Raw genomic sequence first — 18277 nt, 5'->3', positions numbered from 1 at the left:
GCAGTCGAGGAGAGCGTTACGCGTGAGTGATACCGCCGAGCCCGTGAGTGCCGATACCGCGTCGGTCGCGTCCCAAGCGGCGGTGTTGGCGCGCCTGCACGATCAGCCCATCACCGAGTTGCCGGAAGATCTCTACATTCCGCCCGAGGCGTTGCGCGTCTTTCTCGAGACCTTCGAGGGGCCGCTGGATCTGTTGCTGTACCTGATCCGGCGCCAGAATCTCGACATCCTGGGCATCGACGTAGCGGCGATCACGCATCAGTACATCGAATACGTCGAACTGATGCGGGCGCTGGAGATCGATCTGGCCGGTGAGTATTTGCTGATGGCGGCCATGCTGGCGGAGATCAAGTCGCGTACCTTGTTACCGCGTCCGCCCAAGAGCGAAGATGAGGAGGCCGAAGATCCGCGTGCCGAGTTGATCCGCCGCCTGCAGGAATACGAGCAGTTGAAATTGGCCGCCGAAGGGCTGGATGAACTGCCGCGCGCTGGGCGTGATTGGGTGGCGGCGCAGGCCGCGCTGCCGACCCTGGAGACGCGTGTGATCCATCCCGACGTCGAGCTGGACGAACTCTTGCATGCCCTGTCGGACCTGCTCAAGCGCGCCGACTTTCAGCAATCGCACCAGATCAGCCGCGAGGTGCTGTCTACACGCGAGCGCATGCTTAGGATCATGGAGCAACTGGACGGCCAGCGTTACGTGCCCTTCGAGGCGCTGTTCACGCTCGAGGAGGGGCGCGCGGGGGTGGTGGTGACTTTCATGGCGATTCTCGAGCTGGCCAAAGAGGCGATGATCGAGATCGCGCAGAACGCGCCGCTGTCGCCGATTCATGTGCGTGCCCGGCTGGCGGCCGAGGCGGTCGATGACACCGCCGGCACGGAGGGTGACGAGGGCGGGGAAAGCGCCTTTGCCGATGTCGAAGAGGACCCCCGATGAACGAGACGTCTACGTCTCTCGACGAAGTCTGCGAAGCGGCGTTGCTGGCCGCCGGCGAACCGTTGACCGCCGAGCGCCTGGAGAGTCTGTTCGACGCGCGAGAGCGCCCTTCGCGCGGTGAGCTGCGCGATGCCTTGGCGCGTCTCGGTGAGCGCCTCGAGCACACTGCCCTGGAGCTCATCGAGACTGCCTCGGGTTTTCAGGTGCGCATCCGTGCGCGCTTTTCACCGTGGATCTCGCGACTCTGGGACGAAAGGCCGCAACGTTATTCGCGCGCGCTACTGGAGACCTTGGCGCTGATCGCCTATCGTCAACCCGTCACGCGTGGCGATATCGAAGAAGTGCGCGGGGTCTCGGTCAGCAGCTCGATCATGCGTACCTTGACCGAGCGGGGATGGATTCGCGTGGTGGGGCAGCGTGATGTGCCGGGACGTCCCTCGGTCTATGCCACCACGCGTGCCTTTCTCGATGACTTCGGCCTCAAGACGCTCGATGCCTTGCCGCCGATGCACGAGCTCAAAGAATTCGAGACGCGTTTCGAACAAGCGTTGGGAGGCGAAGAGGCGGAGCACTCATCGGTTCGTGACAGTCACGCCGACAACGCCGAGAATACGGCATCGACCGAGGAGGCGTCGCAGGTAATGTCGCCATCCGAGGGCGAGCCAGATGCGATAGAAACAACGACGGCCGGGACGGCCGACGATCAGCACGCCGGGAAGGCGTCCGAGCGGTCGGGCGTGAGCTTTGCAGAACTCGAAGCTCGCCTGGCCGAACGCGCCCGCCGACGCGAAGAAGAAGCCGAGACGTCGCCTGACGAGGGCGACGCCCACGCTTTTGACGCGGCGGACGCGGAACATTCAACAGACGAGACCACGTTCGATTCATGAACACGCCTACCGAAAAATTGCAGAAGGTGCTGGCCCGCGCAGGCTTCGGCTCGCGCCGCGAGATGGAAACCGCCATCACCGATGGCCGCGTCAAGGTCAACGGCCAGGTCGCCACATTGGGTGATCGCATCGAGACGCGTGACCGGGTCACCTTCGATGAGCGTCCCGTCAATCTGCGCGACGCTGATGAAGTGCCGCGGCGCGTCATCATGTACAACAAGCCCGAGGGCGAGTTATGCACGCGTCGCGACCCGGAGGGGCGGCGTACTGTCTTCGATCGTTTGCCGCGCCTCAAGGGCGAGCGCTGGATCGCTATCGGGCGTCTGGATATCAATACCAGCGGGTTGCTGCTGTTCACCACCGACGGTGAACTCGCCAACCGCTTGATGCATCCTGCCACGCAGGTCGAGCGCGAATACGCCGTGCGCGTGATGGGTACCGTTCGCCAAGAGCACGTGACCGCCATGACCGAGGGGGTGATACTCGAAGATGGCCCGGCACGCTTCACCGATGTGCAAGAATTCGGCGGCGAAGGCATCAACACCTGGTTTCACGTGGTGATTCTCGAGGGGCGCAACCGCGAGGTACGTCGTCTTTGGGAGTCGCAAGAGCTCACGGTGAGCCGCCTCAAGCGAGTTCGCTATGGCAATATCTTCCTCGACAAGCGTGCCAAGGCGGGTGAATGGGTCGAGCTGTCCCAGGAAGAGATCGACGATCTGTCTCAATTGGCGGGTCTGCCGGCGCGCAAGGTGCCCGAGTTGACGCCCGACGAGCAGAACCGTTGGAGCCGAGACAAGAACAAGCGTCGTCCGGTCAATGCCATGCGCAAGCCGAAGAACTCTCGACGCTCGCGGTGAGCGGCTTCCCGGCAAAAAAATCTTGTCAATGTCGAGCGTTATCAGTACTATGTGCGCCCTGTCGGGACGGGTCGTTAGCTCAGTGGTAGAGCAGTTGGCTTTTAACCAATTGGTCGTAGGTTCGAATCCTACACGACCCACCATCGACGCACGTCATTGAATGACGTGGTGCGATGGTCTGTCTCGAAGACCCGGCGGCGGGTCGTTAGCTCAGTGGTAGAGCAGTTGGCTTTTAACCAATTGGTCGTAGGTTCGAATCCTACACGACCCACCATTGCCGCCTTAGACTGCCCACGTGGGCAGATTATGGGTCGTTAGCTCAGTGGTAGAGCAGTTGGCTTTTAACCAATTGGTCGTAGGTTCGAATCCTACACGACCCACCAGCATTCAACCCCGTCTCGCTCGAGGCGGGGTTTTTGCGTTCTGGTGCCCCTTTTGCATGGCACCTCATGGCGGTATCGACGTGGCCACGATGCTGGAAAGCAGGTGCTGACGAGCAGTACCATGACCTCGGGTGCGATGCGTCCGCGAAGAGATCGCGGCGCGACGCTTCTCGTTATGCAGGGGGAGCCCCTGCCAGTCACAGTGGTAGACACGATGACGATCATGACACCAAAAACGACCGCAGCGGCCTCGCCGCTGGCTCGGGCGTATTCTCCGGCCGCCCCTAGCGCCTCGGTGCTTGCGCAGACTGAAACGATCAAGCGTTTACTGAGTGAGCGCCATGCCACCTTGGTGGCGCATTATTATACCGATGATGCCATTCAGCAGTTGGCCGAGGAAAGCGGCGGGTGCGTGGCCGATTCCCTGGAGATGGCGCGCTTCGGTGCCCGGCATCCGGCGACGACGCTGGTGGTGGCCGGGGTGCGCTTCATGGGGGAGACGGCCAAGATCCTGTCCCCCGAAAAACGCGTGCTGATGCCCACGCTGGCGGCGACCTGCTCGTTGGATGACGGCTGTCCAGCGGATGAATTCGCGGCTTTTTGCGACGCGCATCCCGAGCGTACGGTCGTGGTTTATGCGAATACCTCGGCGGCGGTCAAGGCGCGCGCGGATTGGGTGGTGACCTCGTCGATCGCGGTCGAGGTCATCGAGCACCTTCAGGCTCGCGGCGAAAAGATCCTGTGGGCGCCGGACAAGCATCTGGGGCGCTACATCCGTGAACGCACCGGCGCCGACATGCTGCTCTGGGATGGCGCCTGTATCGTGCACGAGGAGTTCAAGGCCCAGGGCGTGAAGGATCTCAAGAAAGTCCATCCCGACGCCGCGTTACTGGTGCATCCCGAGTCGCCGGCGGGAGTGATCGAACTGGCCGATGTGGTCGGATCGACCTCGCAGCTGATCAAGGCGGCACAAGCGCTCGATCAGTCGCGACTGATCGTGGCCACCGATCGCGGTATTTTCTACAAGATGCAGCAAGCGGTGCCGGACAAGACGCTGTTCGAGGCGCCCACGGCAGGCAATGGCGCGACCTGCCGGAGCTGCGCGCACTGCCCGTGGATGGCGATGAATGATCTGGACCGCCTCGAGCGTGTCTTGAGTGACGGCGGTGGTGAGATTCACATCGAGGCGGCGTTGCGCCAGCAGGCCCTCAAGCCTCTGGAACGAATGCTTGCCTTCGGACGTTGAATGATGCGGCCGCCACGCAGGTGGTCAGCGTGTCTCGGTACGCACCACGCGCATCGAGAGATCGACGGCCTCGAGGTCCTTGGTCAACGCGCCGATAGAGATGCTGTCGACCCCGGTATCGGCGATATCGCGCAGCGTTGCTTCGCTGACATTGCCGGAGGCTTCCAGGCGGCTGCGTCCGGCCGTGCGTGCGACTGCCTCGCGTAGCGTCTCGAGATCGAAGTTATCGAGCATGATGGTGTCGGCGCCAGCCTCGAGTGCGGCGTCCAGCTCGTCGAGCGACTCCACTTCCACTTCCACCGGCAGGTCGCTGGCGATGCGGCGCGCCGCGGTGACGGCTTTGACGATGCCGCCGCAGGCGGCGATATGGTTTTCCTTGATCAGGAAGGCGTCGTGCAGCCCGAGGCGGTGATTATGGCCGCCGCCGCAGGTGACGGCGTATTTCTGTGCCAGGCGTAGTCCGGGCAGGGTCTTGCGCGTATCCAGCAATGCCACGCCGGTGTCTGCCACCTGCGCGATGTAATGACGCGTGCGCGTCGCCGTTCCCGAGAGTGTCTGCAGCAGGTTGAGGGCCGCGCGTTCGCCGGTCATCAGGCTGCGGGCGGGGCCTTCCAGTTCGAGGAAGACCTGATCCGGCGCGAGGGCATCGCCATCGGCGGCGTGCCAGGTGAGCTTGACGCTCGGATCGAGGCGCCGATAAAGCTCATCGACCCACGCCACCCCGCACAGCACTGCGTCTTCACGTGCCACGACGCGTGCCCAGGCCCACTGCTTGGCAGGGATCAACTGTGCGGTGATGTCGCCGGGGCCGACATCCTCTGCCAGCAGACGGGCAGCACTGGTGCGGATCTCCTCCGCGAGGGCTTCGCGATATTGCATGTCGGGCGCCTTTCTTTGATGTGCGACAATAGGGGGATTATATCCGGTTCATGGGGCGTCGGTCAGGGGTGGGCTCGTTATCCGAACGCGTTGCGAAGCGTACGCCCCGACAAGTACGCCCCGACAAGTACGTCCCAAAGAGACAGGAGTCGTCATGCGGGTCGACAATCATTGGCTGGCGTCAGCGCGACACCTCGAATCGCCCAATCACAATAGACGCCCCGAAGGCGAAGTGTCGGCACTGGTGCTGCACTCCATCAGTCTGCCCCCGGGACGTTTCGGCGGCGATGCCATCGAACGGTTGTTCACCAACTGTCTCGATCCGGCCGCGCATCCCTACTTTGCTACGCTTCACTCTCTGCGGGTCTCGGCCCACGTGCTGATTCGTCGCGACGGTGACATCGTGCAGTTCGTGGGGTTCGACAAGCGTGCCTGGCACGCAGGCCGCTCGCGCTGGTGGGATGGTCAGCGCGAGCGCCGTGAGCTCAATGACTTCAGTATCGGCATCGAGCTGGAAGGCGATGAGGTTCATGCCTACCGCGACGCACAGTATCGGTGCTTGGCACGTGTGTTTATGGCGTTGCGTGAGCACTATCCGGCCTTGAGTCTCGAACGCGTGACCAGTCACGCGCATGTCGCGCCGCTGCGCAAGACCGATCCGGGGCCGGCCTTCGATTGGGCCTATTTTCGTCGCTGCCTGGATGCCCTGCCATACGCAACGTCATGACGCGCGTCGTGCGTGTAAATTCACTACATCATGTCAACCTTTGTCCTATACCCCTGATCCTGGTCATGGCGGCATGGGCCATAAGCATTTTGCAGGCCGCTTGCGACCTATCGAATTGGCAGCAGACAACGTTTGCGGTATCTTCGTGGCTGAATTCGTGCGTCTTGCACGCCCCGCTGTAAGGAAATTACAGAAAGTTTTCCCCGGAGACACGACCCAAAGAAGGTCGCGCCCGCACTGAAGAGCGCCACAGGCCCCATCGCGATGCGTAGACGGGCCATGACCGACATACAATCTTCATTCGGAGAGACGTCTATGAGTCTGGAGGCAAGAAACGATCTCGATCCGATCGAAACCACGGAATGGCTGGATTCCTTGGCCTCGGTCATCGAGCATGAGGGCGAAGAGCGCGCTCGGTATATCATGAGCCGCTTGGCGGATCGTCTGCGTCGCGATGGCTCTTCACCTCCCTTTTCCGGGACCACGCCGCATCGCAACACGATCCCGATGCATCGTGAAGCCAAGATGCCCGGTGACATGTTCATCGAGCGCAAGATTCGCTCGGCCATCCGCTGGAATGCGATGGTGCAGGTGCTGCGCGCCAACAAGAAGCACAAGGGCCTGGGCGGTCATATCGCCAGTTATCAGTCCAGTGCCACCTTGTACGAAGTGGGCTTCAACCACTTCTTCCGTGCGGATAACGGCGACCATAAGGGCGACCTGCTGTATATCCAGGGGCACGTCACGCCAGGTATCTATGCGCGTTCCTTCCTCGAGGGCCGTCTGAGCGAAGAACAGATGGACAACTTCCGTCAGGAAGTCGATGGCAACGCGCTGCCTTCTTATCCGCACCCGTACCTGATGCCGGATTATTGGCAGTTCCCTACGGTTTCCATGGGACTGGGGCCGATCCAGGCGATCTATCAGGCCCACGTGATGAAATACCTGCATTCGCGCGAGCTCGAGGACATGCAGGATCGCAAGGTCTGGGCATTCCTGGGGGACGGTGAGTGCGACGAGCCCGAAACCCTCGGCGCGCTACACCTGGCGAGCCGGGAGAAGCTCGACAATCTGATTTTCGTCATCAACTGCAACCTGCAGCGTCTCGACGGTCCGGTACGCGGCAATTCGCGCATCATCGACGAGCTGGAAGGTGTCTTCCGCGGTGCCGGCTGGAATGTGATCAAGGTCGTGTGGGGCGGTCAGTGGGACCCGCTGTTCGAGCAAGACGCCAACGGCATGCTGCAAAAACGCATGGACGAGGCGGTCGACGGCGAGTACCAGAATTACAAGGCGCAGGGCGGTGCCTATACCCGCGAGCACTTCTTCGGCAAGTACGAAGAAACCGCGGCGATGGTCAAGGACTACTCCGACGAGCAGATCTTCCGTCTCAACCGGGGTGGCCACGACCCGCAGAAGGTCTATGCGGCCTACCATGAAGCGGTCAACAACGCGGGCAACCGACCCACCGTGATCCTGGCGCACACCGTCAAGGGCTATGGCATGGGCGGCGGCAGCGGCGAAGCCGACATGGAAGCCCACCAGATCAAGTCGATGGATACCGACGCTCTCAAGGCGTTCCGCGACCGGTTCGGCATTCCGATCTCCGACAAGCAGATCGACAGCGGGGACATTCCGTACTACAAGCCGGACGACGACAGCCCGGAGATGAAGTATCTGCATCTCCAGCGCGAGAAGCTCGGCGGCTTCTTGCCGGCGCGCAAGAACGACTTCGACGCGCTCGAGATTCCCGGGCTCGACGACAAGATGTTCGCTACGCAGCTCAAGGGCTCCGGCGACCGCGAAGTGTCCAGCACCATGTCCTTCGTGCGCGTATTGAACGGATTGGTCAAGAACAAGCAGCTTGGCCCGCGTGTGGTGCCGATCATTCCCGACGAAGCGCGTACCTTCGGCATGGAAGGCATGTTCCGTCAGCTCGGCATCTATGCCGCCGAAGGGCAGAAGTACGAGCCCATGGATGCCGGCCAGATCATGTACTACCGCGAGGATCAGAAAGGCCAGATCCTCGAGGAAGGCATTACTGAAGCCGGTTCCATCTCCGCATGGATCGCGGCGGCAACGGCGTATGCCAACCACCATCTGCCGCTGATTCCGTTCTACGTCTATTACTCGATGTTCGGCTATCAGCGTGTCGGCGACCTGGTCTGGGCCGCCGGTGATCTGCAGGCACGTGGCTTCATGATCGGCGGTACCGCCGGGCGCACCACCATCAACGGCGAAGGCCTGCAGCACCAGGACGGTCACAGCCATATCCTGATGTCGACCGTGCCGACCTGCCGTGCCTACGACCCGTGCTATGGCCACGAGGTGGCGGTCATCCTGCAGGACGGGCTGAAGCGGATGTTCCAGGACAAGGAAAACTGCTTCTACTACCTGACCGTGATGAACGAGAACTACCCGCACCCGGAGATGCCGGAGGGCAGCGAGGAAGGCATCGTTCGCGGCATGTACTTGCTGCAGGAAGGCAAGAAGGACGGTCGCAAGAAACAGCCACGCGTCCAGCTCATGGGCAGCGGCACGATTCTGCGCGAAGTCGAGGCCGCCGCCGAGATGCTGGCGGAAGAGCACGACGTGGTCGCCGACGTGTGGAGCGTGACCAGTTTCAACGAGCTACGTCGCGAAGCGCTCGAGTACGACCGGCTACAGTTCCTCGACTACGATGAAAAGCGTGAGAAGCCGTGGGTGTCACAGCAACTCTCGGGCGTCGAGGGGCCGGTCATCGCATCGACCGATTACATGAAGCTCTACGCCGATCAGATTCGTGCGTGGGTACCGAGTGACTTCCATGTACTGGGAACCGATGGTTTCGGCCGTTCCGACACGCGTGAAGCGTTGCGGCGTTTCTTTGAAGTCGATCGCTACTACGTGACCATCCAGGCGTTGCGTGCGCTGGCCAACCGCGGTGAGGTCGACGCCAAGGTCGTCAACGATGCCATGAAGAAATACGGCATCGATCCGGCCAAGCCCAGCCCGCTGGTGTCTTGAGCCGCTGATGTCTTGGGCCTGAGGGTCCCATCAAGGTGCCGCCACCGTTTGGAGACGGTGGCGGTCATGGCCAGATTGCTTGGTTCGGCCAGGTTGCCTGGACGCAATGTCCCGACAACATGGCCGGACTGCCAGATTGGAAAGGAGCGCGACCTTGAGTAGCGAAATCATCAAAGTTCCCGATATCGGCGGTAGCGAAGGCGTCGAGATCATCGAGGTGGCGGTGTCCGAGGGGGATGTCATTGCCGCCGAAGACACCATGATCACGCTGGAGTCCGACAAGGCCAGCATGGATGTCCCGGCACCCAAGGGCGGCAAGGTCGTCAAGGTGCTGGTCAAGGAAGGCGACAGCGTCTCCGAGGGCGACGATATTCTCGAGCTCGAAGCGGAAGGCGGTGGTGACGACGATGCTAATGATGCTCCGTCGCAGGAAAGCAGTGCATCAAACGATCGCGACGAAGATCAAGACGACGCCAAGCCCGAAAAGGCGGCGCCGAAGAAGAAGTCTTCCGGTGGCGGCAAGCGCACCGTCGAGATCAAGGTGCCGGACATCGGTGGCAGCGAAGGCGTCGAAATCATCGAGGTGCCGGTCAGTGAAGGCGATGAGGTCAGCGCGGAAGACTCGCTGATCACGCTGGAATCCGACAAGGCCTCCATGGACGTGCCGAGCCCCTACAGCGGCAAGCTCGTCTCGCTGGCGGTCAAGGAAGGCGACAGCGTCTCCGAGGGTGACCTGATCGGCAGCATGGAGATCGCCGGCGAAGGTGACGACGAAGACGACGATACCGACGAAGCACCGGCGGAAGGCGGTTCCGACAGTGCCGAGCCGGACGCGGACGCCGGGGGGCAAGACGCCGACGAGGATGCCGAAGAAGGCGCCGATGAGGGTGGCCGCAAGGAACTCCGTGTTCCGGATATCGGCGGCAGCGAGAACGTGCCGATCATCGAGCTGGCGATCAGCGAAGGCGACGAGATCGATGCGGAAGACACGCTGATCACGCTGGAATCCGACAAAGCGTCCATGGACGTGCCCAGCCCCTACAAGGGCAAGGTGGTCGAGGTCTCGGTCAAGGAAGGCGACAGCGTTTCCGAGGGCGACTTGATCGGCTATGTAGAAGTGGTCGGTAGCAAGAAGCCGGCCAAGAAAGCCGATAGCGGCAAGAAACCGGGTGCCGATAAAGCCGACGCTGGTCAGCAACAGGCGAGCGCTGAAAAGTCGGCCCCGTCTGCCAAGCGACCCACGGGCGAGCCGAGTCCGGAGGCACGGCATAAGCACGGTGACGAAAAAACCGCCGGGGCGCACGTTCATGCCGGGCCGGCGGTGCGCATGCTGGCGCGTGAACTGGGTGTCGATCTGGCCCAGGTCACACCCACCGGGCCCAAGAACCGCGTGCTGAAGGAAGACGTGCAAGGCTACGTCAAGCACGCCCTTCAGCAGCGCGCCAGTGGTGCCGGAAGCAGTGCCGCGCCAGCGGGCGGTGCGGGTATCCCGGCGGTGCCGGACATCGACTTCAGCCAGTTCGGCGAAGTCGAGGAAAAGCCCATGGGCCGCCTGATGAAGGCGGGCGCGGCCAACCTGCATCGCAGCTGGCTCAACGTGCCGCACGTGACCCAGTTCGACGAAGCGGACATCACCGAGCTCGAAGCCTTCCGCAAGTCGATGAAGGACGAGGCCGCCAAGCAGGACGCCAAGCTCACGCCGCTGCCGTTCATGATCAAGGCCTGTGCCTATGCCTTGCAGAAGTTCCCGCAGTTCAACGTCAGCCTGAAGAGCGACGGCGAGACCCTGGTGCAGAAGCACTACGTGCACATCGGTATCGCCGTGGACACGCCGGACGGCCTGATGGTGCCGGTGATCCGCAACGCCGATCAGAAATCGCTGATCGAGCTGGCCAAGGAATCGGTCGAGCTGGCCGGCAAGGCGCAGTCGAAGAAGCTCAAGCGCGAAGAGATGACCGGTGGCTGCTTCACCATCTCCAGCTTGGGCTCCATCGGCGGGACGGCCTTCACGCCTATCGTCAACGCGCCGGAAGTCGCCATCCTCGGCGTTTCCAAGGCGCAGACGAAACCGGTGTGGGACGGCGCCGAGTTCGCCCCAAGGCTGATGATGCCGCTGTCGTTGTCCTACGACCACCGCGCGGTCAACGGTGCGGATGCGGCGCGCTTCACGGCCTTCCTGGCCCAGGCGCTGAGCGATATTCGTCGCCTGCTGATGTGATCCAGGCACATGGATGACGTGATAGAAGCGGCCTCTTCGGAGGCCGCTTTTTTCATTGTGGGCTGAATGCGCACCGCTTCCCAGGTGCGCGACGAAAGTGCAAAGCGGTAGGCAAGTCACTGAAAATAAGTGAATTATCGTGGTTCATGTGCCGCCGAGGTGCGGTGAGTGTGCTTGTGCCGGTTGAGCCGTGCAGGTATCGTCATGGGCCATTCTCACAGCGATGGCATGCGCTTCATGGCGCATGGCATGGCCGACAACGAACATGTGATGACTCGTTCAAGGAGCACTATCGATGCGTTTGATCTTGTTGGGCGCCCCGGGCGCAGGCAAGGGCACCCAGGCCCAATTCATCTGCGAGCATTTCGACATTCCGCAGATCTCCACCGGCGACATGTTGCGTGCGGCGGTCAAGGAGGAAAGTGAACTGGGGCTCAAGGTCAAGGAGATCATGAACAGCGGCGGACTGGTGTCCGACGATATCATCATCTCGCTGGTCAAGGAGCGTATCGCCCAGCCGGATTGCGCCAACGGCTTCTTGTTCGATGGCTTTCCGCGCACGATTCCCCAAGCCGATGCCATGAAAGAGGCCAACGTCAAGCTGGACCATGTGCTGGAAGTCGCCGTCGATGATGAGGAAATCGTCAAGCGTCTGGCAGGGCGTCGGGTGCACCCGGGCTCGGGCCGTGTCTATCACGTCGAGTACCAACCGCCCAAGGAAGAGGGCAAGGACGATGTCACCGGCGAAGCACTGATCCAGCGTGACGATGACCGCGAGGCCACCGTGCGCAACCGCTTGTCCGTTTACCATGAACAGACCGAGCCGCTGGTGCAGTACTATCGCGAGTGGGCGCAGCAAGAGCCGCAAAGTGCTCCGGCCTACCACCGCGTGGAAGGCACCGGCAGCGTCGAGTCGATCCGTCAGCAGGTACTGACAGCGCTCGAAGGATAAGTTTCCTCTCGCCGCGCGGTGTCTCCGGCGCCGCGCAATGACGACCTGCGTCAAGCATCGCTGCGGGTGATGCGCCGGCATTTTGCCAATGGCCGGTGGCACGTTTATAGTGCGGGCTCACCCGTTGCTCGATGATCGCCGATGCCCACTCTGCTGGCCCTGGATGCCTCTACTAGCGCCTGCTCTTGCGCCTTGTGGCGCGATGGCCATGTCGTTTCCCGTTACCGTGATGCTCCACGTCAACACACCCACCTGTTGATGCCGATGGTCGATGACGTATTGGCCGAGGCGGGCATAGGGCTTGCCGATCTGGATGCACTGGCTTATGGCCGTGGGCCGGGCTCGTTCACCGGCTTGCGGATCGCCGCCGGTACCGCGCAAGGGTTGGCCTTCGCGCTCGAGTGTCCTCTGATCGGAGTCTCCACCCTGGAAGCCCTGGCGCTGGCCGCACATCGACGTCTGCATGCGCGTTACGTGGCGGCGGCGCTGGATGCGCGCATGGACGAGATATACGCGGCTGCCTACCGCTGTCATGACGGCGTTCTAGAGCCGCTCATGACGGAGTCCGTGTTGGCACCGGAGCGGCTGCGCCTCCCTGTGGCCGCCCACGATGTCGACTGGGTCGGCATCGGCTCGGGCTGGACCTTGCGCGAGCGCATGTCCGTTGAAGTACAGTCGGCGCTCGGCCAGTGCCTGAGCGAACCGCAACCGGCTGCCGAGGACATGGTCCAGTTGGCCGTGCAGGCGTGGCAAGCGGGCGAGCGACCAACGCCCGACGCGGCGGTGCCGGTATATCTGCGCAATGAGGTGGCGTGGCAACGCGGCTAAGCGTTTTTTAAAGCGCCAGTGAATAAAAGCGTGCTTGCACGCTCGTACGCAGCGTCATGCTGTTCGTCGTTTCAAGGACAATCTCATGGATTGGTTACACGTCGTTGCGCTGGCCATCATTCAGGGCCTGACCGAATTCCTGCCCATTTCGTCATCTGCTCACCTGATTCTTCCCTCACAGTTGCTGGGGTGGCCCGATCAGGGACTGGCCTTCGATGTCGCCGTGCATGTCGGATCACTCGCCGCGGTCGTCTTGACCTTTCATCGTGAGGTGGCGCACATCCTGCGCGATTGGGTAGCCCAATGCCGGGGGGGGCCGGCAACGCCGGAAAGCCGCCTGGGCTGGGCGGTGATCGTGGGCACCCTGCCGGCCGTGGTGATGGGTTTCCTGTTGGAAAACGTCATCGAGTCATATCTTCGCGCCTCGCTGGTCATCGCCATCACCACCTTGGTCTTCGGGCTGCTCCTGTGGTGGGCGGATGTGCGCGGTAGCCGCCGACACGCGTTGACGGCGATGTCGCTACGCAGTGCGCTGATCATCGGACTCGCCCAGGCCTTGGCATTGATCCCCGGGACGTCGCGTTCGGGCATCACGATCACGGCGGCCTTGCTGCTGGGCTTCACCCGTCAGGCCGCCGCGCGTTTCTCATTCCTGCTGTCGATTCCCTTGATTCTCGCCGCCGGCTCGCTCAAGGGCCTCGAGCTCATCGAGGCGGGCGAAGGCGTGGCCTGGGGCACCATCATCGCCGGGACACTGATGTCGTTCGCCGCCGCGTGGCTATGCATCAAGTTGTTTCTGGCCGCGCTGGATCGTATCGGCATGCTGCCGTTCGTCATCTATCGCCTGATTCTAGGGATCGTGCTCTTGGTTTGGGTGGCATGAGCGAGCGCGTCGTGGCGATCGGCGAGCCGGTGCGTGCGTTGGCCGCAAGGCTGGGCCTCCCCTGGCAGGCCGAAGGCGAGGCCGATGCCACTTTGTGTCTGTCCATGTGCGACGAGGGGCTCGCGCTATCCGGCGACACGCGCCGCTATGGCGCGCCGATTCGGATCGATTTCATGGCCGGCAAGGTGGCGCACCGCCGACGTTTCGGTGGTGGGCGTGGGCAATTGATCGCCAAGGCATGCGGCTTGGCGCATGGCGTGACGCCGAGCATCGTCGATGCCACGGCGGGACTGGGCCGAGACGCCTTCGTGCTGGCGACCCTGGGGGCCGAGGTGTTGTTGATCGAGCGTGTGGCGGCGATCTACGCCTTGCTCGAGGATGGCCTCGACCGCGCGAGCGCGAATGCCGGGACCGCCGAGATCGTGGCACGCATGCGGGTGGCGCATGGTGACGCGACGCGAGAACTGGCGACACTGGTGGCGCGGCACGGCGTGGCACCGCAGGTGGTACACCTCGATCCCATGTTTCCGCATCGCGACAAGAGTGCGCTGGTCAAGAAGGAGATGCGCGTCTTTCGTGAACTGGCCGGTCACGATGATGACGCGTCGTGTCTGCTGGAAGCCGCACTGGAGGTCGCCACGCATCGGGTGGTAGTCAAGCGTCCACGTCGTGCGCCGCCGCTCGACGGTCGCGTGCCGGATCACACCCTCGAAGGCAAGACCAGCCGCTATGACCTCTATGTGCATCGCAGCCTGAAGCCTGCATGACGCGGCCCAGTGCCTCAAGGCGTCTGACGGTACACGAGTTGGGTCAGGCGATGGCGCAGACTGGGATCGAAGAGCGCCTGGCCACGACGCTGAGCGTGTTCGAGTGAGGCGTCGTAGCATAACGTATTATCTTCCTGCCATAACCAACCCTGCGCTTCGAGGGTGTCGAGCAAGCCGCTAAAGAGGCGTTTGTCGAAGAATTCCGGCGCGTTGAGCCCGGAGAGCAGCGTCAGACGTTCGGCCAACTGACGGCTTTGTTCCTCCAGCGCTTCACGGGTCAATGTGCCGCTTCCCGCGCGCAGCAGCACGGCCAACAGCAGGTAACCGCGTTCCAGGGTCGGTTGTACCAGCCGCCCCAGCAGGCGCAGGTGTTCGCTGCTGGCGAGGTGCCCTGCCGGGCGCTCCCAAGCGTGTGCGGTCTCGATCAGCAGTCCTTGCGCGGCGAGCGCGGCGAGGGCGCGTTCCAGGCGCGGCGCGAAGCTCTCGGCGGACAGGTGGAACTCATGCGCGAGTACCGGCCAGATGGGACCCAGCAGCGTGAGCAACTCCTCTGTATTGAAGCGGGCATTATGCCGATACGCGAAGGCGACCAGTGCCATGTCGATGAACAGGTGCAAGACGTTGTTGCGGTACCACGTCAACAAAGTGGCCTGTTCAGGTGTGGCGAGGACGAGTTCACCGAGTGCCTGTGGACGACGTTCGATGAATCCCAACTGAGCGGTATGGGCGATCCACGCTCGAGGCTCGCCATCGGGTAGTGTGATGCGCTCATTGCCCGGGAGATGCCGTCTCAGATCCACCAACAAGCGCATGTGGCGCTCGAGCAGGTCGGTCTCGATGGCATGGTGCGAATTGGCCAGCAGCCCCAGGGCAACCAGCGACACCGGCGTGATGGCCGCGGCGGCATTGATGCGCTGGGCCAGGGTAGCGCCCAGCGCGGGGACGGCCTGGTTAAGCCAGGCGGGACGCATTTGACGACGGTTGTCCCGCCAATCGGGCACCTGGTGGTCGAGAAAGCCGCTGAGCATGAGGGGCGCCCCGATATTGACCGTGACATGCCCATGCGGTTGCCGCAGGCGATGCACGATGCGCAACAGGTCGACGGGGGATTCTTTCTTCTTCTGGCCGCCGCGCAGTTCCTTGAGATAGCTGCCGCTTTCCAGCACCTTCTCGTAGCCGATATAGATGGGGATGAAGGCCACCTCGCGACGGGGATCGCGGGCGAAGGAGCGTAGGGTCATGGCGAGCATGCCCGGGCGTGGCGCCAGCATTCGCCCGGTACGCGAGCGTCCCCCCTCGATGAAGTATTCCAGCGGATGACCGCGTGAGATCAGGCGATGCACGTATTCGTTGAACACGGCCGCATAGAGACGGTTGTCACGGAAGCTGCGACGCAGGAAGAACGCCCCGCCACGACGTAACAGCGCACCGATCACCGGCATGTCGAGGTTGCGACCCGCCGCGATATGCGGCGGCATCAGCCCCTCGCGAGACAGGGCGTATGAGAGCAGCAGGTAGTCGATATGGCTGCGGTGGCAGGGGACGTAGATCAGCTCGTGATCGCCCGCCAGCGCCTTGACATCGTCGAGCCCATTGACGGTGACGCCGCCGTAGAGACGATTCCAGAGCCGACGCAGCAACTGGTAGAGGAAGCGCAGCACCGGGAATGACGTGTTGGAGGCGATCTCGCGTCCGTAGCGTAGCGCACGGCGTGTTTCGCGTTCGAGGCTGGTGTTGCGGGCGGTGGCTGCATCGGCGATCGCTTGTCGCACTTGCGGACTCTCGACCACGCCGCGAATAAGCGTATTGCGGTGAGAGAGGTCGGGGCCCAACACGCGGACGCGCACGCGACGAAAGTGCACGCGCAGCACGCGTGCCGTCTGACGCTGGGCGATCGGCAGTGGGCGCCTCTCGACCAGGGAGCGCAGTTGCAACGGGGCGCCGATGTGCATCTGAACGTGCTTGCCGTTGACGATCATCGACAAGAGTCGGCGCAGGCGTCCGCTCCATTGCCAGCTATCCGCCGCGAGCAGTTTCCAGAAACCGAAATCCTTGCCGGGCGCGCGTCCCCAGAACACGCTGACGGGCACTAATTGGACATTCTGCTCTGGGTTATCCGCCAAGCTTGCCAGCAAGGTGTCAAGGTGCGGCGAGCGTCGCCCGCGCACCTTCGTCAGCCCACGACTGAGGCGGGGCAGGGCGATGCAGGCGGGAAGACGCGTCTCGCCGAGCGCGACGTTGCCTTGTGCGCCGGGGAGGCCCTCGCGGCGTGTCATCGACTCGAGTGCCAACCTGTCCGAGAAAGCGGGGTGGGGCAGCACGTAGAGTGTCGGACACGTGGCATCGAGTGCGGGGCGTGGCGCGTCGACATGACGGTAGTCGAGCCAGCGATCGAGCAGTGCGCGGCACAGGGCGCGCAAGGGAGCGAGGAGAGAGCGTGAAACAGCCATCCATTAGCCTTGAAGAGACGCGGTGTCGCAGTATAGCCAGCCGGAGCGACGAGGCCCAAGGTCGGCGCTTTTCAGCGTCACTACAAACATGCGTCAATGACGTCTTGTCAGGCAGCCGGCAGGCGGTGAATCGAGGAGATACCATGCGCGGACGTTGGCACATAGGCAACCGTTTTATCTTGTTGCCGGAGGGCAAACGCTTTCTTCCTGCCTTGTTTGCAGCCATCGATGAGGCACGCACCACGCTGTATCTCGAGTTGTATTTGATGGAGTCGGGGACGCTTGCCACACGCTTGATCGATGCCTTGTGCGCGGCGGCCGAGCGAGGCGTCTCGGTGCGACTGCTGCTGGATGGCTATGGCTCGATGAAGCTCTCGCATGCGGATCGCGAGCGCTTGCGCGAGGGCGGCGTAGCGCTGCGTTTCTTCAATCCGCTGGCGTGGCATCGATTGGGCAAGAACCTGTCGCGCGACCACCGCAAGTTATTGATCGTCGACGAACGACTGGCGTTTACCGGCGGTTTCGGTGCGGTCGATGCCTTCGTCGATGCCTGGTATGAAGTGGCCGTGCGCATCGAAGGCCCGGTTGTCGCGGACTGGGTCGGCCTGTTCGCGGCGCTGTGGGAATCGCCTGTGACGCGTCGTCAAACGCCGCCGCGTCGGTGGCCGCGGCTGGCGCCCATCGCGCCACTCGCTGGCGGCATGCGCGGGCGCATGATCAGTGGACGTGGACACCGTTATCAGGCGATCCGGTATTCGCTTCATCAGCGTATTGCCACTGCCGAGCGTCGCATGTGGCTATGTACGCCGTACTTCGTGCCGACCTTCAGCCTGCGGCGACGTCTTATCCGTGCGGCGCGGCAGGGGCTCGACGTACGGTTGTTGCTGCCGGGGTCGCGTCACGATCACCCGGGAATTCGTTATGCCGGCCAGCGTTTTTACGCACGGCTCCTGCGGGCCGGGGTACGCATCTACGAGTTCCAGCCGAGCTTTATCCACGCCAAGTTCGTGCTGGTCGACGACTGGACGTCGATCGGCTCGTGCAATTTCGACCACTGGAGCCTGCAATGGAACCTGGAGGCCAACCAGGAAGTCGAGGACACCCGTTTTGCCAACGACGTGGCGGCGTTATTCGAGCGCAACTTTGCCACCAGTGACGAAATCCATTGGGCGCAATGGCAGCGGCGTCCGTGGACACAACGCTGCCGTGAATGGGTGTTCGGGACTCTCAACGGGTGGATGACGCGGTTGCGGTGAG

14 protein-coding genes and 3 tRNA genes are annotated in these 18277 nt (G+C 62.7%); 15 read left to right on the top strand and 2 right to left on the bottom strand.

The window, feature by feature from the left end; all coding sequences use genetic code 11:
• Positions 1 to 22: 22 nt before the first annotated feature.
• From C8E00_RS04680 to nadA, 7 genes are all read left to right on the top strand, one after another.
• Entirely contained in the window at positions 23 to 937 is a 915-nt protein-coding gene (locus C8E00_RS04680) for a segregation and condensation protein A (protein ID WP_424948536.1), read from the top strand.
• Positions 934 to 1824 (top strand): SMC-Scp complex subunit ScpB, encoded by an 891-nt coding sequence (gene scpB / locus C8E00_RS04675; RefSeq protein ID WP_133695118.1) that lies wholly within the window; start codon positions 934 to 936, stop codon positions 1822 to 1824. The genes C8E00_RS04680 and scpB overlap by 4 nt, the downstream gene beginning before the upstream one ends.
• Positions 1821 to 2681, top strand: a complete 861-nt coding sequence (gene rluB, locus C8E00_RS04670) for a 23S rRNA pseudouridine(2605) synthase RluB (protein ID WP_133695115.1) — start codon at positions 1821 to 1823, stop codon at positions 2679 to 2681. Before scpB ends, rluB begins: the two co-directional genes overlap by 4 nt.
• A gap of 68 nt (positions 2682 to 2749) precedes the next feature.
• A tRNA-Lys gene (locus tag C8E00_RS04665) sits at positions 2750 to 2824 on the top strand.
• A 56-nt stretch (positions 2825 to 2880) separates the two neighbouring features.
• Positions 2881 to 2955, top strand: a tRNA-Lys gene (locus tag C8E00_RS04660).
• Between the two features lie 34 nt (positions 2956 to 2989).
• Positions 2990 to 3064, top strand: a tRNA-Lys gene (locus tag C8E00_RS04655).
• 214 nt (positions 3065 to 3278) lie between these two features.
• Positions 3279 to 4310, top strand: a complete 1032-nt coding sequence (nadA, locus tag C8E00_RS04650; protein WP_133695113.1) for a quinolinate synthase NadA — start codon at positions 3279 to 3281, stop codon at positions 4308 to 4310.
• 24 nt (positions 4311 to 4334) lie between these two features.
• Here nadA and nadC read toward each other — a convergent pair whose 3' ends face one another.
• Positions 4335 to 5189, bottom strand: a complete 855-nt coding sequence (gene nadC, locus C8E00_RS04645; protein WP_133695110.1) for a carboxylating nicotinate-nucleotide diphosphorylase — start codon at positions 5187 to 5189, stop codon at positions 4335 to 4337.
• A 154-nt stretch (positions 5190 to 5343) separates the two neighbouring features.
• On the opposite strand from nadC, the gene ampD reads away from it, so the two are divergent.
• The 7 genes from ampD (at position 5344) to C8E00_RS04610 (ending at position 14570) form a co-directional block, all read left to right on the top strand.
• Positions 5344 to 5916, top strand: a complete 573-nt coding sequence (ampD, locus tag C8E00_RS04640) for a 1,6-anhydro-N-acetylmuramyl-L-alanine amidase AmpD (protein ID WP_133695108.1) — start codon at positions 5344 to 5346, stop codon at positions 5914 to 5916.
• A 315-nt stretch (positions 5917 to 6231) separates the two neighbouring features.
• Positions 6232 to 8922, top strand: a complete 2691-nt coding sequence (aceE, locus tag C8E00_RS04635; RefSeq protein ID WP_133695106.1) for a pyruvate dehydrogenase (acetyl-transferring), homodimeric type — start codon at positions 6232 to 6234, stop codon at positions 8920 to 8922.
• A gap of 154 nt (positions 8923 to 9076) precedes the next feature.
• Positions 9077 to 11140 carry a dihydrolipoyllysine-residue acetyltransferase gene (aceF, locus tag C8E00_RS04630; protein ID WP_133695103.1) on the top strand — a complete coding sequence of 688 codons (2064 nt, stop codon included), beginning with the start codon at positions 9077 to 9079 and terminating at the stop codon, positions 11138 to 11140.
• 295 nt (positions 11141 to 11435) lie between these two features.
• Positions 11436 to 12092, top strand: a complete 657-nt coding sequence (adk, locus tag C8E00_RS04625) for an adenylate kinase (RefSeq protein ID WP_133695101.1) — start codon at positions 11436 to 11438, stop codon at positions 12090 to 12092.
• A 141-nt stretch (positions 12093 to 12233) separates the two neighbouring features.
• Positions 12234 to 12920, top strand: coding sequence for a tRNA (adenosine(37)-N6)-threonylcarbamoyltransferase complex dimerization subunit type 1 TsaB (gene tsaB / locus C8E00_RS04620; RefSeq protein ID WP_133695099.1), 687 nt, complete (start codon positions 12234 to 12236; stop codon positions 12918 to 12920).
• Between the two features lie 85 nt (positions 12921 to 13005).
• Complete coding sequence (locus C8E00_RS04615) at positions 13006 to 13803, top strand: undecaprenyl-diphosphate phosphatase (RefSeq protein ID WP_133695097.1); 798 nt, start codon at positions 13006 to 13008, stop codon at positions 13801 to 13803.
• Positions 13800 to 14570, top strand: a complete 771-nt coding sequence (locus C8E00_RS04610) for a class I SAM-dependent methyltransferase (protein ID WP_133695095.1) — start codon at positions 13800 to 13802, stop codon at positions 14568 to 14570. The genes C8E00_RS04615 and C8E00_RS04610 overlap by 4 nt, the downstream gene beginning before the upstream one ends.
• Before the next feature lie 14 nt (positions 14571 to 14584).
• On the opposite strand, the gene plsB is transcribed toward C8E00_RS04610, so the two are convergent.
• Entirely contained in the window at positions 14585 to 17020 is a 2436-nt protein-coding gene (gene plsB / locus C8E00_RS04605) for a glycerol-3-phosphate 1-O-acyltransferase PlsB (protein ID WP_133695093.1), read from the bottom strand.
• 143 nt (positions 17021 to 17163) lie between these two features.
• Here plsB and C8E00_RS04600 point away from each other — a divergent pair, with 143 nt between their 5' ends.
• Positions 17164 to 18276 (top strand): phospholipase D-like domain-containing protein, encoded by a 1113-nt coding sequence (locus C8E00_RS04600; RefSeq protein ID WP_133695091.1) that lies wholly within the window; start codon positions 17164 to 17166, stop codon positions 18274 to 18276.
• Position 18277: the final 1 nt, after the last annotated feature.

The organism is Chromohalobacter marismortui (genome assembly GCF_004364315.1).
GTDB lineage: Bacteria > Pseudomonadota > Gammaproteobacteria > Pseudomonadales > Halomonadaceae > Chromohalobacter > Chromohalobacter marismortui.
Note: the sequence above shows the minus strand (reverse complement) of the source record. Positions and strands in the feature narration are given on the sequence as shown.

What these genes read in the sequence shown, in the direction of transcription:
- scpB (WP_133695118.1), top strand. Translation starts at nt 934, where the DNA reads ATGAACGAGACGTCTACGTCTCTCGACGAAGTCTGCGAAGCGGCGTTG.
- rluB (WP_133695115.1), top strand. Translation starts at nt 1,821, where the DNA reads ATGAACACGCCTACCGAAAAATTGCAGAAGGTGCTGGCCCGCGCAGGC.
- nadA (WP_133695113.1), top strand. Translation starts at nt 3,279, where the DNA reads ATGACGATCATGACACCAAAAACGACCGCAGCGGCCTCGCCGCTGGCT.
- nadC (WP_133695110.1), bottom strand. Translation starts at nt 5,189, where the DNA reads ATGCAATATCGCGAAGCCCTCGCGGAGGAGATCCGCACCAGTGCTGCC.
- ampD (WP_133695108.1), top strand. Translation starts at nt 5,344, where the DNA reads ATGCGGGTCGACAATCATTGGCTGGCGTCAGCGCGACACCTCGAATCG.
- aceE (WP_133695106.1), top strand. Translation starts at nt 6,232, where the DNA reads ATGAGTCTGGAGGCAAGAAACGATCTCGATCCGATCGAAACCACGGAA.
- adk (WP_133695101.1), top strand. Translation starts at nt 11,436, where the DNA reads ATGCGTTTGATCTTGTTGGGCGCCCCGGGCGCAGGCAAGGGCACCCAG.
- tsaB (WP_133695099.1), top strand. Translation starts at nt 12,234, where the DNA reads ATGCCCACTCTGCTGGCCCTGGATGCCTCTACTAGCGCCTGCTCTTGC.
- C8E00_RS04615 (WP_133695097.1), top strand. Translation starts at nt 13,006, where the DNA reads ATGGATTGGTTACACGTCGTTGCGCTGGCCATCATTCAGGGCCTGACC.
- C8E00_RS04610 (WP_133695095.1), top strand. Translation starts at nt 13,800, where the DNA reads ATGAGCGAGCGCGTCGTGGCGATCGGCGAGCCGGTGCGTGCGTTGGCC.
- plsB (WP_133695093.1), bottom strand. Translation starts at nt 17,020, where the DNA reads ATGGCTGTTTCACGCTCTCTCCTCGCTCCCTTGCGCGCCCTGTGCCGC.
- C8E00_RS04600 (WP_133695091.1), top strand. Translation starts at nt 17,164, where the DNA reads ATGCGCGGACGTTGGCACATAGGCAACCGTTTTATCTTGTTGCCGGAG.